The sequence below is a fragment of the Pseudomonas sp. B21-051 genome, from assembly GCF_024748795.1.
In the GTDB taxonomy this organism is placed as follows: domain Bacteria; phylum Pseudomonadota; class Gammaproteobacteria; order Pseudomonadales; family Pseudomonadaceae; genus Aquipseudomonas; species Aquipseudomonas putida_A.
The window spans coordinates 1,665,630-1,691,334 of the sequence record NZ_CP087166.1 but is presented as its reverse complement, the minus strand read 5'-3'; the positions used below and the strand labels follow the sequence as shown (position 1 = coordinate 1,691,334).

The 25,705-nt window shown below is 60.8% G+C and carries 24 protein-coding genes; all 24 read right to left on the bottom strand.

What is annotated here, in order from left to right; all coding sequences use genetic code 11:
- Window positions 1-243: 243 nt before the first annotated feature.
- The 24 genes from LOY52_RS07610 to rfbF all read right to left on the bottom strand — a co-directional run bounded on the left by LOY52_RS07610 (window position 244) and on the right by rfbF (window position 25,603).
- The gene (locus LOY52_RS07610; protein ID WP_258678960.1) at window positions 244-1,623 is read right to left on the bottom strand and encodes a sigma-54 dependent transcriptional regulator; all 1,380 of its coding nucleotides are present in this window, start codon (window positions 1,621-1,623) and stop codon (window positions 244-246) included.
- A gap of 5 nt (window positions 1,624-1,628) precedes the next feature.
- A complete protein-coding gene (locus LOY52_RS07605) occupies window positions 1,629-2,822 on the bottom strand; it encodes a PAS domain-containing sensor histidine kinase (RefSeq protein ID WP_258679831.1) in 1,194 nt (397 codons plus the stop codon).
- A 125-nt stretch (window positions 2,823-2,947) separates the two neighbouring features.
- A complete protein-coding gene (locus LOY52_RS07600; protein WP_003222863.1) occupies window positions 2,948-4,423 on the bottom strand; it encodes a sigma-54 dependent transcriptional regulator in 1,476 nt (491 codons plus the stop codon).
- A gap of 172 nt (window positions 4,424-4,595) precedes the next feature.
- Window positions 4,596-4,892: a flagellar protein FliT gene (locus LOY52_RS07595; protein ID WP_095139365.1), complete on the bottom strand. Its 297-nt coding sequence runs from the start codon at window positions 4,890-4,892 to the stop codon at window positions 4,596-4,598.
- A gap of 10 nt (window positions 4,893-4,902) precedes the next feature.
- On the bottom strand, window positions 4,903-5,298 hold the full coding sequence (fliS, locus tag LOY52_RS07590) for a flagellar export chaperone FliS (protein WP_007966231.1): 396 nt from the start codon (window positions 5,296-5,298) through the stop codon (window positions 4,903-4,905).
- Window positions 5,299-5,428: 130 nt separating this feature from the next.
- Entirely contained in the window at window positions 5,429-6,883 is a 1,455-nt protein-coding gene (gene fliD, locus LOY52_RS07585; RefSeq protein WP_145593063.1) for a flagellar filament capping protein FliD, read from the bottom strand.
- 82 nt (window positions 6,884-6,965) lie between these two features.
- A complete protein-coding gene (locus LOY52_RS07580; RefSeq protein ID WP_115987107.1) occupies window positions 6,966-7,322 on the bottom strand; it encodes a flagellar protein FlaG in 357 nt (118 codons plus the stop codon).
- A gap of 73 nt (window positions 7,323-7,395) precedes the next feature.
- Window positions 7,396-8,247: a flagellin domain-containing protein gene (locus tag LOY52_RS07575; RefSeq protein ID WP_145593068.1), complete on the bottom strand. Its 852-nt coding sequence runs from the start codon at window positions 8,245-8,247 to the stop codon at window positions 7,396-7,398.
- A gap of 237 nt (window positions 8,248-8,484) precedes the next feature.
- Window positions 8,485-8,757, bottom strand: coding sequence for a hypothetical protein (locus LOY52_RS07570; RefSeq protein WP_258678959.1), 273 nt, complete (start codon window positions 8,755-8,757; stop codon window positions 8,485-8,487).
- The gene (locus LOY52_RS07565; protein ID WP_258678958.1) at window positions 8,754-10,043 is read right to left on the bottom strand and encodes a motility associated factor glycosyltransferase family protein; all 1,290 of its coding nucleotides are present in this window, start codon (window positions 10,041-10,043) and stop codon (window positions 8,754-8,756) included. The genes LOY52_RS07570 and LOY52_RS07565 overlap by 4 nt, the downstream gene beginning before the upstream one ends.
- Before the next feature lie 85 nt (window positions 10,044-10,128).
- Window positions 10,129-11,055 (bottom strand): ketoacyl-ACP synthase III, encoded by a 927-nt coding sequence (locus tag LOY52_RS07560; protein WP_096796272.1) that lies wholly within the window; start codon window positions 11,053-11,055, stop codon window positions 10,129-10,131.
- Between the two features lie 228 nt (window positions 11,056-11,283).
- On the bottom strand, window positions 11,284-12,336 hold the full coding sequence (gene pseI, locus LOY52_RS07555; RefSeq protein WP_258678957.1) for a pseudaminic acid synthase: 1,053 nt from the start codon (window positions 12,334-12,336) through the stop codon (window positions 11,284-11,286).
- Entirely contained in the window at window positions 12,329-13,834 is a 1,506-nt protein-coding gene (gene pseG, locus LOY52_RS07550) for a UDP-2,4-diacetamido-2,4,6-trideoxy-beta-L-altropyranose hydrolase (RefSeq protein ID WP_258678956.1), read from the bottom strand. The genes pseI and pseG overlap by 8 nt, the downstream gene beginning before the upstream one ends.
- Window positions 13,831-14,526 (bottom strand): pseudaminic acid cytidylyltransferase, encoded by a 696-nt coding sequence (gene pseF, locus LOY52_RS07545; RefSeq protein WP_258678955.1) that lies wholly within the window; start codon window positions 14,524-14,526, stop codon window positions 13,831-13,833. Before pseF ends, pseG begins: the two co-directional genes overlap by 4 nt.
- Window positions 14,523-15,143 (bottom strand): pseudaminic acid biosynthesis-associated methylase, encoded by a 621-nt coding sequence (locus LOY52_RS07540; RefSeq protein ID WP_258678954.1) that lies wholly within the window; start codon window positions 15,141-15,143, stop codon window positions 14,523-14,525. Before LOY52_RS07540 ends, pseF begins: the two co-directional genes overlap by 4 nt.
- A gap of 31 nt (window positions 15,144-15,174) precedes the next feature.
- The gene (pseC, locus tag LOY52_RS07535) at window positions 15,175-16,332 is read right to left on the bottom strand and encodes a UDP-4-amino-4,6-dideoxy-N-acetyl-beta-L-altrosamine transaminase (RefSeq protein WP_258678953.1); all 1,158 of its coding nucleotides are present in this window, start codon (window positions 16,330-16,332) and stop codon (window positions 15,175-15,177) included.
- Window positions 16,329-17,330 (bottom strand): UDP-N-acetylglucosamine 4,6-dehydratase (inverting), encoded by a 1,002-nt coding sequence (gene pseB / locus LOY52_RS07530; protein WP_047292505.1) that lies wholly within the window; start codon window positions 17,328-17,330, stop codon window positions 16,329-16,331. Before pseB ends, pseC begins: the two co-directional genes overlap by 4 nt.
- Window positions 17,331-17,360: 30 nt before the next feature.
- The gene (locus LOY52_RS07525; RefSeq protein ID WP_258678952.1) at window positions 17,361-20,276 is read right to left on the bottom strand and encodes a TIGR00180 family glycosyltransferase; all 2,916 of its coding nucleotides are present in this window, start codon (window positions 20,274-20,276) and stop codon (window positions 17,361-17,363) included.
- 55 nt (window positions 20,277-20,331) lie between these two features.
- On the bottom strand, window positions 20,332-21,066 hold the full coding sequence (locus LOY52_RS07520; RefSeq protein ID WP_258678951.1) for a cephalosporin hydroxylase family protein: 735 nt from the start codon (window positions 21,064-21,066) through the stop codon (window positions 20,332-20,334).
- Between the two features lie 65 nt (window positions 21,067-21,131).
- Window positions 21,132-21,989 carry an NAD(P)-dependent oxidoreductase gene (locus LOY52_RS07515; RefSeq protein ID WP_258678950.1) on the bottom strand — a complete coding sequence of 286 codons (858 nt, stop codon included), beginning with the start codon at window positions 21,987-21,989 and terminating at the stop codon, window positions 21,132-21,134.
- Window positions 21,986-23,212: a class I SAM-dependent methyltransferase gene (locus tag LOY52_RS07510; protein ID WP_258678949.1), complete on the bottom strand. Its 1,227-nt coding sequence runs from the start codon at window positions 23,210-23,212 to the stop codon at window positions 21,986-21,988. Before LOY52_RS07510 ends, LOY52_RS07515 begins: the two co-directional genes overlap by 4 nt.
- Window positions 23,209-23,769: a dTDP-4-dehydrorhamnose 3,5-epimerase family protein gene (locus tag LOY52_RS07505; RefSeq protein ID WP_258678948.1), complete on the bottom strand. Its 561-nt coding sequence runs from the start codon at window positions 23,767-23,769 to the stop codon at window positions 23,209-23,211. Before LOY52_RS07505 ends, LOY52_RS07510 begins: the two co-directional genes overlap by 4 nt.
- Entirely contained in the window at window positions 23,766-24,848 is a 1,083-nt protein-coding gene (rfbG, locus tag LOY52_RS07500) for a CDP-glucose 4,6-dehydratase (protein WP_258678947.1), read from the bottom strand. The genes LOY52_RS07505 and rfbG overlap by 4 nt, the downstream gene beginning before the upstream one ends.
- The gene (gene rfbF / locus LOY52_RS07495; RefSeq protein ID WP_034153269.1) at window positions 24,830-25,603 is read right to left on the bottom strand and encodes a glucose-1-phosphate cytidylyltransferase; all 774 of its coding nucleotides are present in this window, start codon (window positions 25,601-25,603) and stop codon (window positions 24,830-24,832) included. The genes rfbG and rfbF overlap by 19 nt, the downstream gene beginning before the upstream one ends.
- Window positions 25,604-25,705: the final 102 nt, after the last annotated feature.

The following is a 25,705-nucleotide window of genomic DNA, read 5'->3' as shown; positions in this document are numbered from 1 at the left end:
ACTCTCTTGGGCGGCCCGCAATTTTTTGACACTCACTCGGCGGGTACACAGGTGTTAGCAACAAGGGTGCCAGCTCGGCTGGTCTTGTTTCATAAAAGCGGCTAGAGGCTGTGGCTCAACTACAAACACTGCAAAAACTGTGGGAGCGAGCCTGCTCGCGAAGGCGCAGTGTCAGGCACACAAGCTTCGAATGACACACCCTCTTCGCGAGCAGGCTCGCTCCCACATTGTTCGCGGCGAGTTTCAGGTAGCGAACAGATAGCCTTCGACGTCCATCCCGGCATCGCGCATCTGCGCCAGTTTGTAACGCAGGGTACGCGGGCTGATACCGAGCTTTTCCGCAGCCTCCTTGCGCCGGCCACGCTCGGTGCGCAGGGTGTCGATGATCATCTGGAACTCCCGGCGCCGCAGGTCATCGCCCAGCGCACCGGCGGATTCGGCCTCGACTTCGATTTCGCGCACCAGCGGTTGCACTGGCGCCGCGGTGTAGGTCACTGCGCCGGTCAGGCAGAAATCCTGCGGCTGGATCAAGCCGCCCTGCTGCAGAATCAGCGCCCGTTGAATCGCGTTATCCAGCTCACGCACGTTGCCCGGCCACGGGTAGTGGGTCAGGCAAGCCTGGGCTTCTGGCGAAAGTTTCGCCGCCGCATGCTTCATTTTATTGACGTGCTTGCTCAGTAACCGCTCGGCCAGCGGCAAGATATCGGCAGTGCGCTCGCGAAGTGGACGCCAGGCCAGGGGGAAAACCGACAGACGGTAAAAAAGGTCTTCACGGAATCGCCCCGCCGCCACTTCGCCGGCCAGATCACGGTTGGTGGTCGCCACCACGCGAATATCCAGGGTGATCGGCTTGCGCGCCCCCACGCGCTCGACTTCACGCTCCTGCAGCACCCGCAGCAACTTGGCTTGCAGGACCAGGGGCATCTCGGAAATTTCGTCGAGCAGAATGGTACCGCCATCGGCCTGTTCGAACTTGCCGGCCTGGGCCGCGATGGCGCCGGTGAACGAGCCCTTCTCGTGACCGAACAGCGTGGCCTCGAGCATGTTGTCGGGAATCGCCGCGCAGTTGATCGCGATGAACGGCTGATTGGCACGATGGGAATGCTGGTGGATGTAACGCGCCAACACTTCCTTGCCGGTGCCGGACTCGCCGGAGATCAGCACCGTGGAATCACTGCGCGCCACCCGCGCCGCCAGTTCGAGCAACTGCGCACTGGCCGGCTCGACCGCCACCGGACCTTCGCAATCTGTGGTGCTGATGCTGCCCAAGGCATGGCGCGAAACGAGGTCAAGCAGCGCTTTGGGCTCAAACGGTTTCACCAGATAATCCGCCGCGCCCTGACGCATCGCATCGACCGCACGCTCGACCGCGCCGTGCGCAGTCATCAGCAGCACCGGCAATTGCGGCTGCCGCGCACGCAGCAAACCGAGCAGTTGATGGCCATCCATACCGGGCATGTTGACGTCGCTGACCACCAGACTGAACGCTTCGCGCTCGACCGCCTGCAACGCCTCTTCGGCGCTGCCGACTGCATGGTAGTCGTGGCCCGCCAGCAACAGCGTATCGGCCAGCGCTTCGCGCAACGAGCGGTCATCCTCGACCAGCAAAACCTTGATGCCCATGACGTTTACTCAGCTCCCTGTACAGCGGAAAACAGCGGCAGGATCACCTGCGCGCACGTGCCGCGCCCGACCCGCGAGCGCAGCTGCAATTCTCCCTGATGCGCTCGCGCCACTGCCTTGACCACGGTCAGGCCAAGCCCGGTGCCGGTCACTTTGGTGGTAAAAAACGGTTCGCCGAGACGCTCGAGCACCAGCGGCTCGATGCCGCTGCCGCTGTCGCTGACACACAGGCGCAGGCTGTTGTCGCGGGTGTAGCAATGCACTTTCAGGCGCACGTTGCCGTCGCTGGCCTGAATCGCGTTTTCGATCAGATTGAGAATCGCCCCGACCAGGGTGTCGCGGTTGCACAGCAATTCGCCGACATGACTGTCGCACTGCCAACGAATGGGCAAATCCTGCACATGGGTCAGCGCCGCCGCTTGCAGCGCCTGCATCAAGGCATTCGGGGTGATGCGGTCGGTCAGGGGCAGCTCGCCACGGGCGAACACCAGCATGTCGCGCACCTGATGCTCCAGCTCATGCAAACGCTCTTTGAGGCGGCCAGCGAAACGTTGCTGGGTGGCGACTGGCAATTCCTGCTCAGTCAAATGACTGGCGTAGAGCAACGCGGCGGACAACGGCGTGCGGATCTGATGGGCCAGCGAGGCGACCATGCGCCCCAGCGATGACAGGCGCTCATGGCGCGCCAATTGAGCTTGAAGGTGGCGGGTTTCTGTCAGGTCGTTGAGCAGCACCAATTGCCCCGGCTCGGCATCCAGCGAGCGCGTGGCAATCGACAGGCGTCGACCGTTTTTCAGAGAGATTTCATGACCGTCGTCTTCACGCGGGGCGAAGCAACGGGCGATGACGTGGCGCCACAACTCGCCTTCCAGCGGCAACCCCAACAGGTCGATCGCCGCCGGGTTGGCTTCGCGAACCATGCCGTGGCCGTCGATCACGATGACGCCACCGGGCAACAGATCAAGGAGGTTTTGCAGACGGTTGGCCAAGCGTTCTTTTTCGGCCAGCTCCTGCATGCGCTGGGCACTGACCACCGCCAGCTCGCCCTTGAGTTCGGTAACCCGGGCTTCAAGCATGCTGTAAGAGTCGGTCAACTGACTGGACATCTGGTTGAACAGCGCGAACGCCTGCTCAAGACCCTGACGGCTCGCCTGCTCTACGGACGGCGGTAGCCCCTCGACATTGGAGGCAGAAGACATCTGGGCGTGGGGCATTGTGTTCTCTCGCTTGGCTGACCGTCAGTTAAACGGAACGTTGCGAGGGCTGTAGCAATACCCGTGCCTAAAAAAAACTGCTTATAAATGAAGGCGTTGAAAAACAGGCGTCAATCATCCGCCTGTTCGTCACCTTCGCGCCGGCTCATGCCGTACTTGCGCATCTTCTCCACCAACGTGGTGCGACGAATACGCAGGCGTTCGGCGGCACGCGCCACGATGCCATTGGCGTCGTCCAGCGCCTGCTGGATCAGGCCCTGTTCCAGACCACCGAGGTAGTCCTTGAGGTCCAGGCCTTCCGGCGGCAGCATCGCGTTGGCGGTGAAGTCCGGCGTATGACCGTTGATTGCCACGCGCTCTTCGAGATCGCTGCGCAGGCTGTCGACCATCTGCTCGTCTTCATCGTCGACGTAGCGGAATTTCTTCGGCAATTCGACCACGCCGATCACCCCGTACGGATGCATGATCGCCATGCGCTCCACCAGGTTGGCCAGCTCACGGACGTTGCCCGGCCAGCCGTGACGGCACAGCGACATGATCGCGGCCGAGTTGAAACGGATCGAGCCGCGCTTTTCGTGTTCCATGCGCGAAATCAGTTCGTTCATCAGCAGCGGGATGTCTTCGACGCGCTCACGCAGCGGCGCCATTTCGATCGGGAACACGTTCAGGCGATAGTAGAGGTCTTCGCGGAAGGTGCCGATCTCGATCATGCTTTCGAGATTCTTGTGGGTCGCGGCAATGATGCGTACGTCGACGCTCTGGGTCTTGTTGCTGCCCACGCGCTCAAAAGTGCGCTCCTGCAGGACGCGCAGCAGCTTGACCTGCATCGGCAGCGGCATGTCGCCGATTTCGTCGAGGAACAGCGTACCGCCGTTGGCCAGTTCGAAACGCCCGGCACGGCTGGTGATCGCGCCGGTGAAGGCGCCTTTCTCGTGGCCGAACAGTTCGCTTTCCAGCAGCTCTGCCGGGATCGCCCCGCAGTTGACCGGCACAAATGGCGCGTCGCGACGCTTGGAGTGGTAATGCAGGTTACGCGCAACCACTTCCTTGCCGGTGCCGGACTCGCCGAGGATCAGCACGCTGGCGTCAGTATCGGCCACTTGCTGCATCATCTGACGGACGTGCTGAATCGCCCGGCTGGTGCCGACAAGGCTACGGAACAGATTGGGTTCGCGATGACGGCCGCGCTCGCGGGCCTGGTCGTACATCTCGCGATAGACCTGGGCACGGTGCAGGGAATCGAGCAGTTTGCTGTAGCTGGGCGGCATTTCCAGGGTCGAAAGCACCCGGCGGCGCTGGTCTTCCGGCAGGTCGACGGAAGAATTATCGCCCATCAGCAAAACCGGAAGGAACTCATCCCACGTCGAGAGTGTCTTTAACAAGCCCAAAAGTGCCCCCGGAGCATTTACCGTCCCGATCAGTACACAGATGACTTCACGACTCGATGACAAAGAGCCGACAGCCTGCTGCCAGTCATGGCTGCCGCAGGGTAAATTTTCTTCGCCGAGAAAATTTAAAATCACCGCCAGGTCGCGGCGGCGGACGCTATCGTCATCGATCAGCAGAATTTTGGTTTCACGCCACATGCAATAGCAACTTCCCTAGTCAACTCAATGCCCGAAAAATGGGGCAAGCGAGACGCTTGCAGGACACCTTGTGCCTGTAGACGCCTGAAATCTGAAAACAGCCACTAGTTAAGTCAAAAAACCGTGCACAGTCAAATTTATGGCGCACATGTCTGGATTAACTGGGGGTTAATTAACCAAACAGATGGTAAACCTTTGCCGCCTTTTGCGCTTGGGTGATCTGCGACATCTCGTTGGCTATCGCCTGGCGCTCACCCATTGCCGCCTCAAGCAGCTCCTTGTAGACATGGAGCAACTCCTCAAGGTTACTGCGCAAGGCCTCCTCATCCAGCGAGGCCTCGACCATGACGTCTTCCATGCAGGAACGGCAAGCCAGATCCAGCTCGCCAATGGCTTCCCAGTTGCGCTCGGCCAGCGCACTGACCAGCGCTTCACGGGTATCGGCGATTCGCTGCAATACAAGACTCATGGTGTTCTCCTTAAAACTGGGGGCCTGGCGGAGCGATGCCGTCCCAGCCTTCCTTGACGGTACGCAGCAGGCCGGCAACTTCGTCGAGTATCTTCGGATCACTCTTGACGTTGGCCTCGGCGAGTCGCTTCATCATGTAGATGTAAAGCTGGTTGAGCTCACCTACCGAGTCAGCACTGTTTTCCAGATCCAGGCCTTCACACAAACCACCGATGATGCCGACGGCCTTGCTGATCGCCGTGCACTTGGCAGGAATATCCTTGCGCTCGATAGCGCCCTTGGCCTGAGCGATGCGCTCCAGACCACCTTCCATCAACATTTGCACCAGACGGTGCGGGCTCGCCTCGGATGTCTGGGCGTGCGCGCCGACTTTCTGGTATTGCCGAAGGGCTAACATTGGATTCATGTTCTACCTCATTTGCCACATTGACTCGTATAACCAGTGTATCGCCAACGAGCCACAGAACTTTAGATCAAAAGACAAAAACCCGGCGCACGCCGATGAAGCGTAGCCGGGTTTTTGTCGTTCCTGCCTGTTACTTCGCGGACTGCTGAGCGTTCAGCGAGCTGAAGAACGACGTGATATTGCTCGCCGTGGCCTTCATCTGCCCGACCAACAGATCCATGGCGTTGTATTTCGCGGTCAGTGTCTTGGTCAGGTTAGCTACACGCAGATCCAGTGCCAATTGCTGATCGGTAAGATTGCGGGTGTTTTTGTTGAGGATGGCCATGCGCTGATCAAGCAGACCGCTGCCGGTGATATCACCCGCCGCAGGCTTGAGGTACGGATCCACGGCCTTGCTCATGCGTGCCAACAGACCGTTGGTGTCATCAGTGCCGGTGAACAACTGCTGAACCTGGCCAGTCATGCCTGGCTGGGCCATGGTTTTGTTGAAAGCAGCGGTATCAAACGTCAGGTTACCGGTGTTGCGATCGGTCATTACGCCCAGCTGGGACAGTACGGCCAACGGACCGCCAGCGCCCTTGGCCGTCAACTCGGCACGCACGTCGGCAATCAGCGCGCGCGGCATCGCGTCGCCAGTGAAGGCCGCTTGCACGGTCAGCTTGCCATCGGCGTCCGGCGTCGCCTTGGACAGCGTATCGATGGTGGTCTTCAACGTGTTGTAAGCATCGACAAACGACTGAATCGAGGTCTGCAAGCCTTTGGTGTTGGCATCTACGCTGACAACAGTCGGGGAGTTCGCGTTAGCGCTGACAGTCGTCAGATTCAGAGTCAGGCCACTGATTGCGCCGGTTACCGTATTGCTCTTGCTGCTGACCTGGAGGCCGTCGATGGTCAACTGGGCATTTTTTGCAACGCCGTTGACGGCGCCCGAATCACCTGCTGCCGGAGTGCTGCTCATCGCCTTGGTGCCATCGATCTCCAGACCGGCAATGCCGCTGACGGTGAGGTCGGAACCTTCGCCGGTCTTGCTCGAACTGATCACCAGGCGCGAAGCGCCATTGGCGTCGGTCACGATGTTGGCGGAAATGCCGTTGGCGCCCTGAGCCTTGTTGATGGCATCACGGGTACTCTGCAAGGTGGCATCGGCCGGAATGTCGACGTTGTAATCAGTGCCATTCTGACTGATTTTCAGGGTACCACTCGGAATGGCACTGGAGGCGCCGCCGGCGAAAGAGGCACTGGCGACTTTCGAGCCTGTGGCCAGCTGACTCACGACAACGTTGTAGCTTCCCGCTACTGCGGTGCTGTCGGCAGTGGCGTTCAGAACCGACGTATTGGCCGAAGTAGCGGTGAAGCCGGCAAACGCAGGGTTGGTTTTGCTGCTCAGATTGGTCATTGCCGTCTGGAACGCAGTCAGCGCGCTCTTCAACGAACCGATACCAGAAATCTTCAGCGTGTTGGCTTTGGTCGCAGTATCGATTTGCGTCTGCTTCGGCGACTTGTCGGCATTGACCAGCGCAGTAACGATCGCACCGATGTCCAGGCCGGAACCCAGGCCCGTACCCGGTAAAATTGGACTTGCCATGTGCATCTCCCTTCAGATTGCTGCCGTTCTTTTGACCCTTCCCGGCGTCATCAAGAAAGACAAACACTATTCATGCCAGCTCTCAGACCTTGGCGTCGAACAATACGTGGCTCGCGTTGGCGAGACTGTCTGCCAGCTTGAGGGCTTCTGCGGAAGGGATCTGTCGAACGACCTCACCCGTCTCGCTTGCGATCACCTTGACGATGACCTTCCCGGAATGCTCGTCGATAGAGAACTCCAGATTGCGCTTGATCGACTGAACAAACTTTTCGATCTCCTGCACCGCCAGTTTCAACTTGGCACCGTCCGTGTCCTGACTCTTGGCCGCGACCGGCGCTTGCACCTTGGCAACTTCAGGCGTCTCTGACGGTTTGTCAGCAACCGGTGTTACTGGCCTGGGAGCCGGATAAGACTGGTTAAGCTTCACGCTCATGTCCATGCTCATCACCTCCTAACGTAAAAAGGCGAGAGAGCACGACTAGCGCACTCCCCCGCCCGAACTCATTCCGAAATTACTGAAGCAGCTTCAGTACAGCGGAAGGCAGTTGGTTGGCTTGAGCCAGAACGGAGGTCGAAGCCTGCTGCAGAGTTTGCTGCTTGGTCAGGTTAGCAGTTTCTGCGGCGAAGTCGGTGTCTTGTACACGACCCTGTGCAGCAGTGGTGTTCTCAACGATGTTCTGCAGGTTGGCGATGGTGCTGGTCAGACGGTTTTGCGAAGCACCCAGGCTGGCACGGGTATCACCGATCGCAGCGATAGCAGCGTCGATTGCAGTGATAGCGCTGTCGATGTTGGAGCCAGCGGTAGCAGCGTCAGTACCGGTCAGAGCCAGAGTACCTTTGTCCACGGACAGGCTGACGGCGTCGAACTTGGAGCTCAGTACCAGGTCGATGTGGTTGGCAGTGCCGGTGTTTGCGCCAACTTGCAGAGTCACAGTACCAGCCGAACCGTCCAGCAGGTTTTTGCCGTTCAGGTTGGTAGAAGCTGCGATACGGGTGATTTCGTCCGACATGTCGGCGAATTCTTTGTTGGTCGCTGCTTGGTCAGCAGTGCCGTTGGTGCCGGTACGTGCTTTAACAGCCAGTTCACGCATACGCTGCAGGATGTCGGTAGTAGCTTGCAGAGCGCCTTCAGCGGTCTGGGCAACGGAGATACCGTCGTTGGCGTTCTGGATAGCCTGGTTGCCACCACGGATTTGCGATTGCATACGAGTGGAGATCTGCAGGCCGGCAGCGTCGTCTTTAGCGCTGTTGATTTTCAGGCCGGAAGACAGGCGCTGCATCGAAGTCGACAGAGCGTCGGAAGCACGGTTCAGGTTCTTTTGAACGTTCAGCGACGTGGTGTTGGTGTTTACTGTTAAAGCCATGACGAATTCCTCGTTGGTTGGGTACTGCGGCTTCCGGCCCTGGCAACCGCCTGGAATGGCCTAGAGAACCTTCGTAATAGTTATCGTCGGGTTGGCAGGTTGCTTGAGGGCTTTTTGAAAAAAATTTGCCATCACCCTGCCACCCCAGCGAAAACAAGGGCTTAGCGCCCTCCCACCTGCGAAAAAATGACGCCATAAAACCGACCCGCGCCTAAAGCCGCGCGCCAGCGCGGTCGCTCACATTGCCGATCGCGCTTTTTGCAACACTTCAATCAGCTCGTACTCCATCCAGTCAGCCAGCCCCAACCAATCCTGACGCTCCTGACAGTCGAGCATCTGCGTGAGTACAAAGGCCCAGTCCTGCTGAATCGGCGCAGGCGCAGCTTTAAGCAACTGCTGCGCGCTTTCGAACACATCGACCATATCCAGCGCCGCCTCGACATCACGCCCCAGACGAAACAGCCCGGCGCACTGACGGCACTCGTCGACGCAGTGCTCAATCGTGGTCATTGCACAAACTCCTGATTGAACTGCGTCCCGGCGATCAGTGCGCCCGCGCGACTGCTGTTGAAAAACTGCACCTGCGGATGCGCGGCGATATAGCGCTCCAGCACACACAGATAGCCGCGAAAGTTCAGCTGGGTGCTGACCCGCTGGCCATGGCCGTCCTGTACCCAGTGCCGCGCCTGATCGACCCCAGGCCCCAGATCACCGTCATTCCAGCCAGCATGGGTCTTGTTCATCGGGAAGGCGAAGTCGGCGCCGAACAGGGTAATGCGCGAGGCGCCCATCTTCACCGCCAGATCCACCGCCGGATGAATCACGCTGCCGCCGACATGCAGTTGCCCGCGCGGATATTGCTCACGCAACGCGGCGTACACCGGGCTGGCCGAGTAACCGCCGTAGCGCTTGCCCTTCCACGCGGTCAGCACCGCAGGATCGCTCATGGGCAGATACACCAGCGGGATGCCAGCGGAGTCCTCGAACGGCAAATGCCGGAAACTGATGCGCTGATCGATGGTGACCACCAGATCCGGGACGATGCCGTGTTCGCGCAGTGGCCGGTAAGCGGTATCGACGCACATCAACAATGGACGTTCAACCTGCGCGTGCACCGCCGCCAGACGCTGGAAATGCCCTTCCAGCGTCGGCCCGGTGCCGATCACATAGATTTCCCGGCCATTGGCGCTGCCGAACAACTGCGCCACATCTTCATCGCCCAGCAACACCGGCAGGCAGTCCTGCAAGCGCTGTTGAATGAACGGCAAGTCTGGATCGAACTCACGGTTGTTGAAGCTCAGGTGCACTTCGCTGACCAGCCGATCGCGGATCTTCGCGTTGAAGTCATCAGCCAGCAGCATCTCCGCCGGCAGGGCGAAAAACGGTGTGCAGATGTCTGACAGATCACCGGCGTAGAACAGCTGCACGCGCGGATCGTCCAGCCATTGCCGTTGATCAAGCAGTTGCAGCACCAGCGCGAACAACGCGCCATTGAGGATATGCACGTACAACTGCTCAAGGCCAGCGCGCTCCAGCAGCACCGTTGGCAAATCGCCGAGGCCAGTGCCGTAGACATGCAACTGTGGTTTTTCCGCCAGGCTGGCCGCCTGGGTGCGGGCTTCGTGGACCCGGTCGTGGCGGCTGGTCAGTTGAATGCCATTAACGCTGAGCGTCGAGCCCGAGCCCTGCACCAGTTCGGCTTGAACGACTGAGGTGTCTTCCGCCAGCAACCGCTCGAACAACGCCGGCCAGCGTTGCTGGATGACCTGGGCGTTGGGTTGGAAAAACTCGCTCATGACGCCTCGCGTTTCGTTCGGGCAAAAAAATAGCGTTCAAGGGTAACCTTGAACGCTATTTTTGTATCCGCCGTTTTTGACCGACTCAAGGACGATAGATGATCGCCGAGCCCCACGACAGACCGACACCGAAACCGCTCAGGGCAATGCGCTGCCAGTCGGAATCGAGTACGTGTTTCTCCAGCAGCAGCGGAATGCTCGACGACACGGTATTGCCGGTCTCGACCATGTCCTTGATGAACTTCTCCGGCTCGCCTTCGAAACGTCGTGCCACCGCATCGACAATCGCCGCACTGCCCTGGTGAATGCAGAAGGCGTCGATGTCGTCAGCCTTGAGCCCGGAGTCGTCGAGCAATTCGTGCAAGTGCGCCGGGACTTTGAGCAGCGCGAAGTTGAACACCTGACGCCCGTTCATGAAGAACACGCCATCGGTGACTTTCAGGTGTGGCGCGCCGGAACCGTCGGTGCCGAACTTGGCCTTGCCCAGCGCCCAGGAAGGGTCTTCGCCCATCCAGGTCGCCGTGGCGGCATCGCCGAACAGCATGGTGGTATTGCGGTCTTCCGGGTCGACGATTTTCGAATACGGGTCAGCGGTGATCAGCAGGCCGTTCTTCAGGCCGGCGGCTTCCATGAAGCCCTTGATCGCGTAGATGCCGTAGACGTAACCGGAGCAGCCCAGAGAAATGTCGAACGCCGCGACATTAGTCGGCAGACCGAGCTTGTCCTGGACGATGGCAGCGGTGTGCGGCAGACCTTCTTCGTCACCGTTCTGGGTGACGACGATCAGTGCGTCGATCGATTCACGCTTCAGTTCAGGGTTGCTGGCAAACAGCGCATTGGCCGCTTCCACGCACAGATCGGAGGTTTCCTGTTCAGCGTCTTTGCGCGGCAGGAAGGCCGAACCGATTTTGCCGAGGATGAATTCTTCATCCTTCTCGAATTTTGCACCTTGTGCGTAATTGTCCACGCCGGCTACAGGAACGTAGCTCGCAATGCTTTTTATGCCAATCATTACGGCTTCCCAATAAAAAACAGCCCAAAACCACCGCTCGCAAGGATTCGAGGGGCGCCGACAAACAGAAAACGGCCGCCACAAAGGGCAGCCACGGGGAGCGCAAAGGGCTATCACTGGAACCGATTACACGGCCAGGCGCCCATCTCCCCGGTCAATACAATACAGTGAAGATGCGCGTTATGACTCGCAGGTCACGCTATTTTGCCGAATCGGTTGCAGATCGGGTTATTCGACCAACGACCAGTCCAGTGGCGTGCCACGTTTGATCGCCTGACGAGCGCGGCGACCGAGGACGGCATCGGTGTGCTTGGGCGGCAGACCGAGACCAGGACGAATGGCGCGCAGATTGTCCCCGGAAAAGGACTCACCGGCCGCCATGTCGGCAGTGACGTACAGCGAACGGCGATAGACCAGCGACTTGCGCTCGGCCTCGGTGACGCCGTAATGCACCTGGCCCATGGCCTGCCAGGCACGTTCGGTTTCCACCACCAGACTGGCCAGCTCTGCAGGTTCCAGCGAGAAACTGGCGTCGACCCCGCCCGCCGAACGGTCGAGGGTAAAGTGCTTTTCCACCACCGTCGCCCCGAGCGCCACAGCGGCCACGGACACGCCAACGCCCATGGAGTGATCGGAAAGCCCTACCTCGCAACCGAACAGTTCACGCAGATGCGGGATCGTGCGCACATTGCTGTTGAGCGGGGTTGCCGGGTAAGTGCTGGTGCATTTGAGCAGCATCAGATCCTTGCACCCTGCCTCGCGGGCGGCGCGCACGGTTTCGTCGAGCTCGGCGATGCTGGCCATGCCGGTGGAGATGATCAGCGGTTTGCCGGTCGCCGCCACACGACGGATCAACGGCAGGTCGGTGTTTTCGAAACTGGCGATCTTGTAGGCCGGCACATCAAGGCTCTCGAGAAAATCCACCGCTGTGTCGTCGAACGGCGTCGAGAACGCGAGCATGCCCAACGCTTTGGCCCGGGCGAAAATCGGCGCGTGCCACTCCCACGGCGTGTGGGCCTTCTCGTACAGGTCGTACAGCGAAGTGCCGGCCCACAGGCTGTTCGGATCCTTGATGAAAAACTCGCCCTCGGCCAGATCCAGAGTCATGGTCTGCGCGGTGTAAGTCTGCAACTTCAAGGCGTGCGCGCCAGCCTTGGCGGCGGCCTCGACGATCTGCAGGGCCACCTCCAGCGACTGGTTATGGTTGCCGCTCATCTCGGCAATGATGAACGGCGGCGCATCGGCACCGATCAGACGCTCGCCAATCTTGAAACTACTCATTGCGGTGATCCTTCAAAACCTGGGTGAACGCGCAGGCATTCTGGGTGAATCCGGCGTCACGAAACACATTCAAAGTGGGGCGATTGCCCGGCAGCACCTGAGCGGTGATAACGGTCATCTGCGGCCAGTGCTCGCGGACGAACGCCTCGCCTCGCGCCAGCAGCGCCCTGCCCCAGCCGAGACCGAGCCGTCCTTCCAGCAGATACAGCGACACTTCGGCTTCAAAGCCGCGCAGGTCATAACGCAAGACGCCGACCGCGCCGTCATCGGCCTCGGCAATCAACAGCAGACGCTGTGGATTGCGCAGGCTCGCATTCAGCCAGTTCAGGCGCTGCGGCCATTCGATTGCAGCCGTGTCCAGTGACCAGCGCCGCACAGCCTCTGCATTGCGCCCGTCGAACAGTAATTGCGCATCACCGAGGGACGCCGGGCGCAGCTTGAGCACCGCACCGGCCAGCGCCGCCGCCACGCGCAACGCACCGCGCCCATCGACCAGTTGGCGTGAACGCTCGGCCAGACTCTGGCGCAGATAGACATTGTCGACGACAAAACCAATGGCGTCGCGCAGTTGTTCGACGCTGACCTGCTCGCGGGCGCCCATGAACACATGCGCCCCCGCCGCTGCCATGACTTCGCCGTTGGCCTGCTGATTGTTCGATACCGCGATGCAGATCGTCGGCAGGCCGAGGGCTGCACGCTCCCAACTGGTGCCGCCACCGGCGCCGATAAACAGATCGGCCGCGGTCATGCGTTGCTGGAAATCGCTGACGAAACTGTGCAGGCGCCAATGCGGCCGTGTTGCCGCCAGCGCCTGCATTTGCGTCCATGCCGGGTTGTCTGCGCCGGCGACGAAATCCACTTCCAGCTCTGCGAAATCCTGCAGCGCCAACATCCCGTGATGGGTCTGCATCGCCGCATCGAAACCACCGAAATTCACCAGCACCCGCCGCGCCTTGGGTTTGATCGCAATGGCCGGGCAGACGAATTCTTCGCGCAACATGGCGTAGCGCGGGCCGAGCAAGGTGCGGCAACCTTCGGGCAGCAGCGGCTTATAGTTTGCGCTGAGACCGGACAGGTTCTGATTGAGCAGCAGATCAACGCTGTAACGGCGGGTGGCAAGATCGTCCACCGCCGCGATCCGAGGCGCCCAACGGCGCGCTGCGGTCTGCCAGTGATGATCGAGGCCGTAGTGGTCGGCAATGATCCAGTCGAATGCAGCGTGACCTGCCAGCAAGGCGTCCAGCGCCTCAATGTCCGCCTGCCACGGCAGCATCGATTCGATGGCTTGCTGCGGGTCTTCGTCGGGGTAGACGTCCGGCAAGGCGAAGGTCTCGAAACCTTCGACAGCCAAGGCATCAAGCCGATGCCCCGGTAACCGGCGGCAGGCAAAGGCGACATGACTGCCCTGCTTGCGCAGCACTCGCGCCAGCGTCAGGCAGCGGGCGATGTGGCCACTGCCGATGGTCGGCGAAGCGTCCGCGCGGATCAGCACTCTCATTGCAACTCTCCGCCGGCCTTGAGCGCGGCGTAAAGGTATTCGGCACGTTTCCAGTCTTGCAGCGTGTCAATGTCCTGCACCAGATGCCGGGGCAGAATCACCGGCAGACTGACCGGCGAATAAACCGCCTCGCCGCGCAACCACGCATCGCGCCGCCCCCAGTAGAACTGGCCAGCGTCCTGAAACGCTTCGGGCAGGTCCTGCGAACGGGTGTTGCGAAATTCCGGGTACAACGCGGTAAGCGCGCCCTCTGCGTCCAGCGTCAGCGCCCGCTGCACCGGGAAACCAAAGCTGCACACTGAGAATGTAAAGGCTTTGTCCGGGTGCTGCTGCAGCAGCTCGAATCCTTGCCGCAGAAATCGCGCCTGCAACAACGGCGCGGTGGCGTACACGCAGCAGGCGTAGTCGAAGGCCGGCAGTTGCTGCAAGGCATGCACAATCACCGCAGCGGTGCCGGTGAAATCGTCTGCCAGTTCAGCCGGGCGCAGGAACGGCACTTGCGCGCCATGGGCCTGCGCCAGCTCGGCAATTTCGGCGTCATCGGTGCTGACCACGACCTGTTCGAACAGGCCACTGTCGAGCGCCGTACGGATCGAGCGAACAATCATAGGCACGCCGTCGAACGGCAGCAGATTCTTGCGCGGGATGCGCTTGCTGCCGCCACGGGCCGGGATGATTGCAACGCTGCTCAAGAACGTTTTTCCAGCAGGAACCAGGTGACGTCGTCCGCCGGGAATTGCGGATCACGGTGATAAACAAAGCCGTAATCGAGCAGTTGCAGATCCGGATAGCGATCAAGCATTTCCCCAGCGAAGTCGCGTTTGAACAGTTTGCCGCTGTTGCCGCGATAGGCCACTTCCACCGGCGCCGGATTGTAGTACTCGGCGATCAGGATGTAGCGCTGGCTCAACGCATACAACTGCGCATAGGCGGTCGGCAGCAGCTCCGGCGCCAGATGGATCAGCACGCCTTTGCTCAGGGTCAGGTCGTAGCTGCGCTCGCGGGGGAAGTCGAACAGCGAGCCGTGCCAGATCTGCGCGATGCCCAGTGCCCGCGCCTGAGCACAGGCGCTTTCATTGATCTCGACGCCGAACAATTCACTGTGCGGCAGCAGTTGATGCAGCGCCTGCAGGTTGTTGCCGGCATTGGTGCCCAGCTCAACCACACTGTCGATGCGCCCGGCGCGGCTCAGGGCTTTGGCGAACAACGCCAGGTTGGCCGCCACCAGCGGCTGACCGACGTTGCGATCGACGTACTGGTTACCGAAGTCGCCCTGCCAGAATTTTTCCTGCTCACTCAGATCACGCATTGCACAGTCTCATTCGCCGCCGTAGCGGGATTTATTCGGTCAGCCGGCGCAATTGCTCGACCACATGATCCTGCTGCTCGTCCGTGAGCAACGGATACAGCGGCAGGCTGATCGCCTCGGCGTAATAACGCTCGGCTTCGGGGAAGTCACCTTCGACAAAACCCAGGTCGAGATAGTACGGCTGCAAATGCACCGGAATATAGTGCAGGTTCACGCCGATACCGGCGGCACGCAAGCCTTCGAACACCTGACGATGGGTCAGGCCGATGCGTTCGGTCTGCAAGCGCACCACGTACAGGTGCCACGCCGATTCCGCCTCCGGCTGCGCGCTGGGCAAGCTCAGTGGCAGGTAGGCCAGCAACCGGTCGTAACGCGCCGCCAGTTCGCGGCGACGGGCGATAAACCCGTCCAGTTTGGCCAGTTGCGACAGACCCAGCGCCGCCTGCAAATCGGTGATCCGGTAATTGAAGCCCAGCTCGATCTGCTGGTAATACCAGGGGCCGTGGCTGGGTTCGCTCATCTGCTGCGGATCGCGGGTCATGCCATGGCTGCGCAGGCGCTGCAGACGCTCGGCCAGTTGCGGGCGATTGGTCAGGACCATGCCGCCTTCGGCGCTGGTGATGATTTTCACCGGATGGAAACTGAACACGGTCATCGCCGCAAATTCCCCGCAACCCACCGGACGCCCGGCATAACTGGCACCCACCGCGTGCGAGGCGTCTTCGATCACCGTGAAGTTGTAGCGCTCGGCCAGTTCGGCAATCTTGCGCAGGTCGCAGCTCTGCCCGGAGAACGCCACCGCCACCAACACTTTCGGCAACGTGCCGTCCTGTTCGGCCTGATCGAGTTTCGCGGCAAGGGCGAAGGCATCGAGGTTCCAGGTCAGCGGATCGATGTCGACGAAATCCACGTCGGCGCCGCAATAGCGCCCGCAGTTGGCTGAGGCCAGAAAGGTGTTCGGCGTGGTCCACAAGCGATCGCCCGGGCCAAGGCCGGCCGCGAGGCAGGCAATGTGCAGCGCCGCCGTGGCGTTGCACACCGCTACCGCGAAATCCGCCTGGCATCGTTCGGCCATCGCCTGCTCGAAGCGCTCGATAGTCGGGCCTTGAGTCAGCCAGTCCGATTGCAGAACCTCGACCACTGCATCGATGTCCGCCTGATCAACGCTCTGCCGACCGTAGGGAATCATGCCGAGAGCTTCGCGTGCAGCTCGGCGATCTGCCCGACCGAGAGGTAGTGCGGGTTGGTATCGGAGCGGTATTCGAAATCTTCACTCACCGGCCGGCCATGCTCGCCGAGCTTGTCGATGGAGAAATCGACATCGACGCTGGTAAAGCGGATGGAAGGCTGGATGGTGTAATGGTCTGCGAATTCCAGGGTCATCCGCGCATCGTCCAGCGGCACCATCAGTTCATGCAGTTTTTCCCCGGGACGAATACCGACGTTCTTGTGCGGCAGATGCTCGGCCATGCCCCGCGCCAGATCGACGATGCGGATCGACGGGATCTTCGGCACGAACACTTCGCCGCCGTGCATCCGCGCAAAGCTGTCGAGGACAAACTGCACGCCATGATCCAGAGTGATCCAGAAGCGGGTCATGCGCTCGTCGGTGATCGGCAACTCCTGCGCACCGTCGGCGATCAGCTTGCTGAAGAACGGCACCACCGACCCCCGAGAGCCCGCCACGTTGCCGTAGCGCACCACGGCAAAACGCGTTTGTTGTTCACCGGCAATGTTGTTGGCGGCGACGAACAGTTTGTCCGACAGCAACTTGGTCGCGCCGTACAGGTTGATCGGGCTGGCCGCTTTGTCGGTGGACAGCGCCACAACCTTTTTCACGCCGTTGTCGATGGCGGCGGCGATGATGTTCTCCGCGCCATTGACGTTGGTGCGAATGCACTCGGTCGGGTTGTACTCCGCCGCCGGCACCTGCTTGAGCGCCGCCGCGTGCACCACGTAGTCGATGCCGCGCATGGCCTGCCGCAGACGGTCGGCGTCGCGCACGTCACCAAGGAAGTAACGCATGCACGGCGCGTTGAACGTCTGCTGCATTTCGTATTGCTTGAGCTCATCGCGGGAGAACACCACCACGCGCTTGGGCTGGTATTGCTCAAGCAGACGGGCGATGAACTTGCGCCCGAACGAGCCGGTGCCGCCGGAGATGAAGATCGATTTACCGTTGAACATGTGCTGATTCCTGTTCCTTGTCCGACGGACTCAAGCGAGTAACTGCGACCAGTCGATCGAGGTATTTTCAGCCAGCGTAAAACCTTTGCCGGTGAGAGCCAGGTTGGCGTTGTAAGCCGGATCCTGCGCGAAGGCGCCGCTCCATTTCTCCCGCAAAGCCTGCAGCGCGTCGGGTGCTTGCGGCAGCTCGCCGGTATGCAGTACCTGCACCGACGGCGTCCATACGATGAGGTAGCCCGCCTGCCCGGCCTTGAGGCACAGATCGACATCGCTGAAACCGCTGGCGAAATCGACTTCGTCCAGACCGCCCAGTGCGTCGAACAACTCTTTGCGCACCATCAGACACACCTTCGACACCGCCGAGTAGTTCTGCTCGACCGCCAGACGCTGCATGTAACCCGCAGCCGCATGTTTTTCGCCGATGAAGGCCGAGCCGACGCCGCCGTTCATCCCGAGAATCAAACCGGCCTGAGAAACCTTGCCGTCGCGGTCGACCAGTTTGGCACCGACGATACCGACCTCCGGCCGCTGGGCATGGTTGAGCAACGAATCGATCCAGTTCGGATTGACGATTTCGCTGTCAGTGGCCAGCAGTACCAGGTATTCCCCCTGCGCCTGTTCGCTGGCGGCGTTGTACAACGCCGTCTCGCCGAGCGGCTGATCGGCACGCAGCACATTGACTTTAGGGTTACGCAGCGCGCCCAGCCAGTCATTGACCTCGGCCGACTGATTCGGATTGGCCGCAATCAGCACTTCATAACGGCTGTAACGGGTTCTGAGCAACACGCCTTCCACGCAGCGACGCAGCGCCGGCAGATCGTCGATGGCCGGCACAATGATCGACACCAGCGGCTGTTCGGTATGGCGATAATCAACCTGCCAGGTGCCCGGCAGCGACGACGTGACCTTGGCCTTGTAGCCGCGATGGGTCAAATGGCGCAGCAACGCCTGACGCTCGTGGGCCACCTCTTCCTGCGCCGGAACCTGGGTAATCAACAGCGGCTCGTCAAGATGCGCCAGACCGTCGAGGCCACCCTGCTCAATCAGGCGCAACAACAGGTCGAACTCCAGCGCCTTGCTGAAATCAGCCTGGTAACCGCCCGCCTCAAGGAACACGTCACGACGAATCAGCCAATGGCGGGCCATCAACGACGGGTTGCTCTGCAGCAAGTCGAGATTGAAACCAGGGCGGAACACGTCGATCAGCGCGCCCTCTTCCTCGCGCTGGATTTCATCGGTGGCGACCGCGCGAAGGCCAGTGGCCGACATCAATTCCAGGCCGGCGCGCAACAGACCACCCGCCGTGAACTCATCGCCCACTTGTGCCAATAGCAGCCAGTCGCATGGCGACTGGGCCGCACTCAGGTTGAGCTTGTCGACGAAATTGCCCGGGGTGACGCGGACAAAGTGCAAAGTGTTCTGCGCCGTGGTCGCAGCCTGCGGTTCGCCCGTGGTGAAGACCACGATCTTGAAGGCTTTACTGTGGCCTTCAACCAGGCTGTCGAGGGTCACTTGCAACTTGTCGACGTCGTTGTCCAGGTCCAGCAGGAAAATGCCGAACTGTGGCCCGCCGTTGTTCGCCGCCAGGTGCGCGGCAATCAACGCCCGCTGCTCGGCGTCCGGCGTACGGCACGCCAGCCATTCGAGCAAACGCCCCGAACGCATCTTGCTGAAAACCGGGTAGTGATCGGCCTTCGACACCGTCTCGAGACGCGCATCCCAGGCAGCCAGTTCCTGAGCTTGTGTGTCATCGCCGGACGCCTGCAGTTGCTCGACCAGACGCTTGACCACACGACGGTTGAACGCGTTGCTGTCGTGGGCCTGCCACAAGCGATCGAGCACACTTTCCGGGGTATCGTTATTGCGGGCCTGCTGCAGGTATTCCTGGCGGGTCCAGACACCTTCGAGCTGCTCCAGTTGCACACGGCCGGCCGGCATCGCGTGCAACAGAAATTCGAACTCGGCCAGCAAGTCAAAAAAGCGCTGGTTGTAGAACGGCATCTCGACGTACTGCAGTGGCCCGAAGCGGCGCTCCGGGGTTTTGGATACGTTGTTCCAGATGGACTGGAAAATCAGCTCGGCCGTCAGTGCGCGACCGGTCACCAGGCTATCGGTCATCGCCGCGAAGCTTTCCAGGGCGAACGCCTTGCGCTGCGCCTGGTCGAGGTCGGTGATGCCCGTCGGCAGCGAGGCGAGGAATTCGGCGAAGGCTTCACGCTCGGCCACCGACTTGGCATCGGTGTACGACAGCGCGTGATACACCTCGGTGTTGTGGTCAGAGAAACCGACGTTGATTTCGCGTACGACATACGGGATCGGCAGCACGCGCGCCTTGGCGTTCGCCAGCAGGTAGTAGCTGTGACCAATCTCCTGCCATTCGAAACTGGTGCCCGCCGGCAATGCCGCATACCAGTCCTGGATGATTGAGGTTCGGCACACGCCATAGAACGGCGGTACGTACTGATGCATGAAGTCGAGGACGCGATCCTCGGCACGTTCCGAGGCGTAGTCTTCGCAGATTTTCTTGTCGCGGCGGTAGTAACTGACACTCCCGGCCAGCGCCAGGTACATCAGGCAATAGCCGTGGCACAAACCGTAGTCGCGGTTGGCTTCAAGGAAGCTCACCGACTCGGCCAGTGACTCATGCAGGATGAAATCGTCGTCGGCAGCGAACACCATATACGGTGTGGTCAGTTGCTCGACGCCGTAAGTCAGTTTGGCCTGCATGCCCCAATAGGCGAATTGCGGCAGGTGCTGATAATCGACCGAGGAAAAGTCACCTTCCGGGCGCTCGGGAGAAGAGTCCAGCACCAGCACCTTGCAAGGCAGGCTGCTGTAGTACTGCAGCGCTCGACGCAAAAAAGCCGGGCGGTTGTGGGTGATCAGAACCACCGTCAGCAACTCGCTCAATGGCAGCCTGTTTTCTGAACCGTACTTGCCTTGCATAACTTCTCCCACAATCGGCGAAACCGCCCGAAAAACGCTTTGATGATGGAACCGATTAACGAACCCGACGCAGATAGCCATCCGCAGCAACGGTGATCAGCAGCTTGTCCTGCATGTGCTGGTCGATCTCGAAATCAGCGTTCTCCTTGAGGTAGGCCCAGACCGCTGTTTTCGGGTTGTCACCCGGGCCCCATGGACGATCCGGGAAGGCATCGGCCGGCATGTCTTCAACCACGGTGTCCATGACCACGCAGTAGCTGTCCACCGAAACCAGTGGCGCATACAAACGCAGCTCTTCGAGTACGTGTTCGTGGGTATGGTTGGAATCGAGCACCACGATCACCTTCTTGCCGGCGGCGGCCTGACGCACTTGCTCCACCACTGCCGGATCCAGGCTGGAACCTTCGATCATGCTGATGCGTTTGATCATCGGATGGCTTTCGATGGCTTCGCGGTTGTGCGCACGAATGTCGCGATCGATACCCAGCACTTCGCCGTGGCCCTGCAGCTCCAGCAATGAGGCGTAGTAAATGATCGAACCGCCATGGGCAATGCCACACTCGATCACCAGGTCAGGCTTGATGCGCCAGATCAGTTCCTGCATCGCCATCATGTCTTGTGGCAATTGAATGATCGGACGGCCCATCCATGAGAAGTGATAGGTGTACTTGTGTCTGGCCGACTGGTTGTAGAACTCCTGGGCCAGCGCCTTCAGGTCCTTGTCCTGGCCCTGGGCATTGACTTCGGCGTGGCACTCCGCCTCGAAAGCTTTGATTACGTTATCGCTCATTGTCCGGTCTCACTGAAAAGTCATTGGATAGTCGCGCTGCCAAAAGGCATTCGCGTCGAAGCGCATCAATGGGTTCGCTGCACCTCGAGCAACTGTTGCAAACGGTCGACCACCGCCCAGAACGCCATGGGTTCGTGTGTCGGATAGGGGTAATGCCCCAGATTCAAATCGATCGAAGCACCGCGTTCACGCAGGCGTTGCTCGACCAGGGTTCTTACCGAAACCGCCTTGCCGCTGGCGCAATTGATCACGCCGTTGAAATCGCGCTGATGGACGATGGCGGCGAGGTAATCGGCGGCGCTGGCGATCGGCAAAAAGTCCCGCAACTGCTCGCCGCCAGACATGTTGAATGACGCGTCGCCGCTATCGATCGCCCGATCCAGCGCTGCCAGCAGACTGTTGGGGTTCTGCCCTTCGCCATGCAAATAGAACAGGCGCGCCCACTGCAGAGTGAACGGATGTTCTTGCGCAAGGTTCTGCAAAAACAGGTGCAAGCTGTGCTTGGCCAACCCGTAAGGATTGCTCGGCCGCGGCTCGACGCTTTCGCTGAGCGGGCCGCTTTGCATGCCGTACTCGAAGCAGGTGCCGGTCACCAGCACTTGCGTCACACCCGCCTCGACCGCGCCTTTGATAAAGCGGTAGTCGGCCATCAGGTTGTGCTCGAAATGGAACAGCGCCCGATAGTTCGGCAACCCCGGCCAGGCCAGGTGTGCAAGGACGTCGATGCCGTCGGTGAGCGCAGCGATGTCCAGCGTCGGCGCATGAATATCCGCCGCGACGAATTCGACGTGGTTGATCCATGGCATGGTCGCAGCCGTATCTGTATTGCGCGCCACCGCGCGCACGGCGCAGCCACGCGCGAGCAACGCCGCGACCAGATGCCGACCGACGAAGCCCGTGGCCCCGGTGACCAGGACTTTCACAGGACTGTCATCTCAGGCACGGCGATCACGAAGCGCCCGTCCCACTGACGCACTTGCGCCAGCTGCTGACTGACTTCGTGCAGCAGGTTCCACGGCAGCACCAACACGTAGTCCGGTTTTTCGAAGTCGATTTGTGCCGGCGCGACAATCGGGATACGACTGCCCGGCAAAAACTTGCCCTGCTTGTGCGGGTTGGCATCGGCCACCCACGCCAGCAGATCCGGTTTGACCCCGGCGTAGTTGAGCAAGGTGTTGCCCTTGGCCGCCGCGCCGTAACCGACCACGCGCTTGCCGTCGGCCTTGGCCTGCAACAGGAAGCGCAGCAGTTCATGCTTGATGCGTTCGGCAGCCGGCGCGAGGGTCGCGTAGTACTCCGGCGTTTTCACCCCGGCATCCAGTTCGGCCTGCAGTTGTTGCTGCACCGCCGGCTGCACCGCACGACGCTCACCGTCCTTGCGTTGCACGAACACCCGCAGCGAACCGCCGTGAGTGCTCAACTGACTGACGTCGAACACTTCCAGACCATTGCGCTCGCACAAAGTCTGCACCGCGGTCAGCGACAGGTAGGAATAGTGCTCGTGGTACAGCGTGTCGAACTGCGCGCCAGCCATCAGCGTCAGCAGTTGCGGAAATTCAAAAGTAGCGACGCCGGTCGGCTTGAGCAGCGTGGCGAAACCACCGAGGAAATCATTGATGTCCGGCACATGCGCGAGCACATTGTTGGCGGCCATCAGGTCGGCGCCCCAACCTTCGCCTTTCAACTGCGCTGCGCTGTCGCGACCGAAGAACACTTCACGAATCTGCAGACCCTTTTCCCGCGCCGCTTGCGCGGTGCTGCGGGTCGGCTCGACACCCAGGCACGGAATGCCGCGAGCAGCGACGTACTGCAGTAGATAACCGTCATTGGCGGCAATTTCGACCACACGGCTGTCGGCGTTCAGCGCAAAGCGCTCGACCATCTCGGCGACATAGCGCTCGGCATGGGCCAGCCAGGTGCTGGAGAACGAACTGAAGTAAGCGTACTCGGCATCGAACAGGCTGTCGGCACGGGTGTAGTCCTCGGTCTGCACCAGCCAGCATTGCTGGCACACGGCGACCTTGAGCGGCACCCATTGCTCGGCCTGCTCCAGGCGCTCGGCATGCACGTAGGCGTTGGACGGTGGCGAGGTGCCGAGGTCAACCAGCGGCAGGTTCAGCGGTGCGGCGCACCCACGGCAGTTCATAGACGCACTCCGGCGAAGTGTTGATCGAGCGCGGGATGGCTGGAATCACGCGCTGACAAATTATTGACAGGCAACGGCCAGGCAATCGCCAGCCGTGGATCGTTCACCGACAAGCCGCCCTCATGCTCCGGCGCATAATCGGCGCTGTGCAGGTAAAGCAGTTCGGCATCTTCCGTCAGAGTCTGGAAGCCGTGAGCAAACCCGGCCGGAATCAGCAGGCTGCGACCGTCGCCGGCCTTGAGATGCTCGGCGTGCCAGTGCAGAAAGGTTTCGGAATCAGGACGCAGATCCACCGCCACGTCCCACACTTCACCGCGCAGGCAAGTGATCAGCTTGGCTTCCGGCGCATTGGCATTCTGATAATGCAGACCGCGCACGCTGCCCTTCTCGCGGGTGCAGGAATGGTTGATCTGGCGGATGTGAAATTCGCTGCCGAACGCACTCAGGCTGCCCTCGCAGAACAGCCGGGCGAAATGCCCGCGCTGATCTTCGAAGCGTTTGTGCTGCACGCTGAACAGCCCGGCCAGCGGCAATTGTTTCAAGGAAAACTCGCTCACAGCGCGCCCCGGTACAGGTTCAGTTGGCCGAGGGTCACGGTGCGCATGTCATCGCCGTTCTGCCACGCCAGATGCCAGTCGAGGGTCTGGGTCAGGCATTGCTGCAAGGTCCAGCGTGGCTGCCAGCCGAGTGTTTGACGGGCGCGGCTACTGTCGAGGCGCAATAGACCAGCCTCGTGCAGCTCGCTTTTTTCGATGCGCAGACCGCGTGCCTGTGGCCAGCGACTGGCGAGCAGTTCGACCACTTCGCCGACGCTGCACATGTCGGCCTCGCCCGGGCCGAAGTTCCACGCCCCGGCGTATTCCGGGCCTTGTTCGTAGAGGCCGGCAGCCAGTTGCAGGTAACCGGCCAGCGGTTCCAGCGCGTGCTGCCACGGGCGCACGGCTTGCGGGTAACGCAGGGTCACCGGCTCGTCTGCAGTCCAGGCCTTGAGCACGTCGGGAATAAGGCGTTCAGGGGCGAAGTCACCGCCACCGAGCACGTTGCCGGCGCGCGCGGTGGCCAGCGCCAGACCGTGCTCGGCGTACTTGTCAGCCGGGAAGAACGACGCCGCATAAGACTGCGCCAACAGTTCGCAGCAAGCCTTGCTGCTGCTGTAAGGATCGTGCCCACCAAGCGCTTCGTCTTCGCGGTACGGCCACAGCCATTCCTTGTTGGCGTAGACCTTGTCGGTGGTCACCAGCACGCAGGCGCGCACGCAACCGACCTGGCGGATCGCTTCGAGCAGGTTCAGCGTGCCCATGACGTTGCTGGAATAAGTACCCAGCGGGTCGCGATAGCCTTCACGCACCAGCGGCTGCGCGGCCAGATGCAGGACGATCTCCGGCTCGGTGTCGGCGATGATCTCCAGCAACGCGCCGAGATCGCGCAGATCACCGCGCTGATCGTTGATCCCTTCGTGAACCCGCGCCAGTTCATACAGGCTCGGTTCGGTCGACGGATCCAGCGAGAAACCGCTGACGTGCGCGCCGAGGCTTTGCAGCCACAGGGTCAGCCAGCTGCCTTTGAAACCGGTGTGGCCGGTAATCAGTACGCGCTTGCCGCGCCAGAAATCCGCACTCAGGCCCATTGCTTCCATGGGGCCTCCCCGCTCTGCCACAGCGCTTCGAGGTGGTTTTTGTCGCGCAGGGTGTCCATGGGTTGCCAGAAGCCGTCGTGCTCGAACGCCTTGAGCTGTTCATCCTGGGCCAGCCGTGCCAATGGCTCAGCCTCCCAGGTGGTTTCATCACCCGCGATATACGGCAACACTTTTGGCGACAGCACGAAGAAGCCGCCATTGATCCAGCCGCCATCACCACGGGGTTTTTCGGTGAAGCCGAGCACCTGATCGCCCTGGCGTTCCAGGGCGCCATAACGACCCGGTGGTTGCACCGCCGTCACGGTCGCCAGACGGCCATGGGCCTTGTGGTAGTCGACCAACTGGCGAATGTTCAAATCGGAAACGCCGTCGCCGTAAGTGAAGCAGAACGCCTCTTCATCCTTCAGATAACGGCCGGCACGCAGCAGACGGCCACCGGTCATGGTTTCCTCGCCGGTGTCGATCAGGGTGACACTCCATGGTTCGCTGTAATTCTGATGCACGTCCATGCGGTTCTCGCGCATGTTGAACGTGACGTCGGAGGTGTGCAGGAAGTAATTGGCGAAGAAGTCCTTGATCGCATAGCCCTTGTAGCCCAGGCAGATCACGAAGTCGTGGATTCCGTGGGCGGAATACTGCTTCATGATGTGCCAGAGAATTGGCTTGCCGCCGATCTCGATCATCGGCTTGGGCTTGAGGTGCGACTCTTCACTGATGCGCGTGCCGAGGCCACCCGCCAAAATTACTGCCTTCATCGTCTCCCCTCTTGTTCTTCACCGGGCTGCGCATGGCTTTCTTGAGCGATGCGGGCCATCTGGCTAACCCTTTTGCCGATTCTGGCATTGCGGCGATGACCG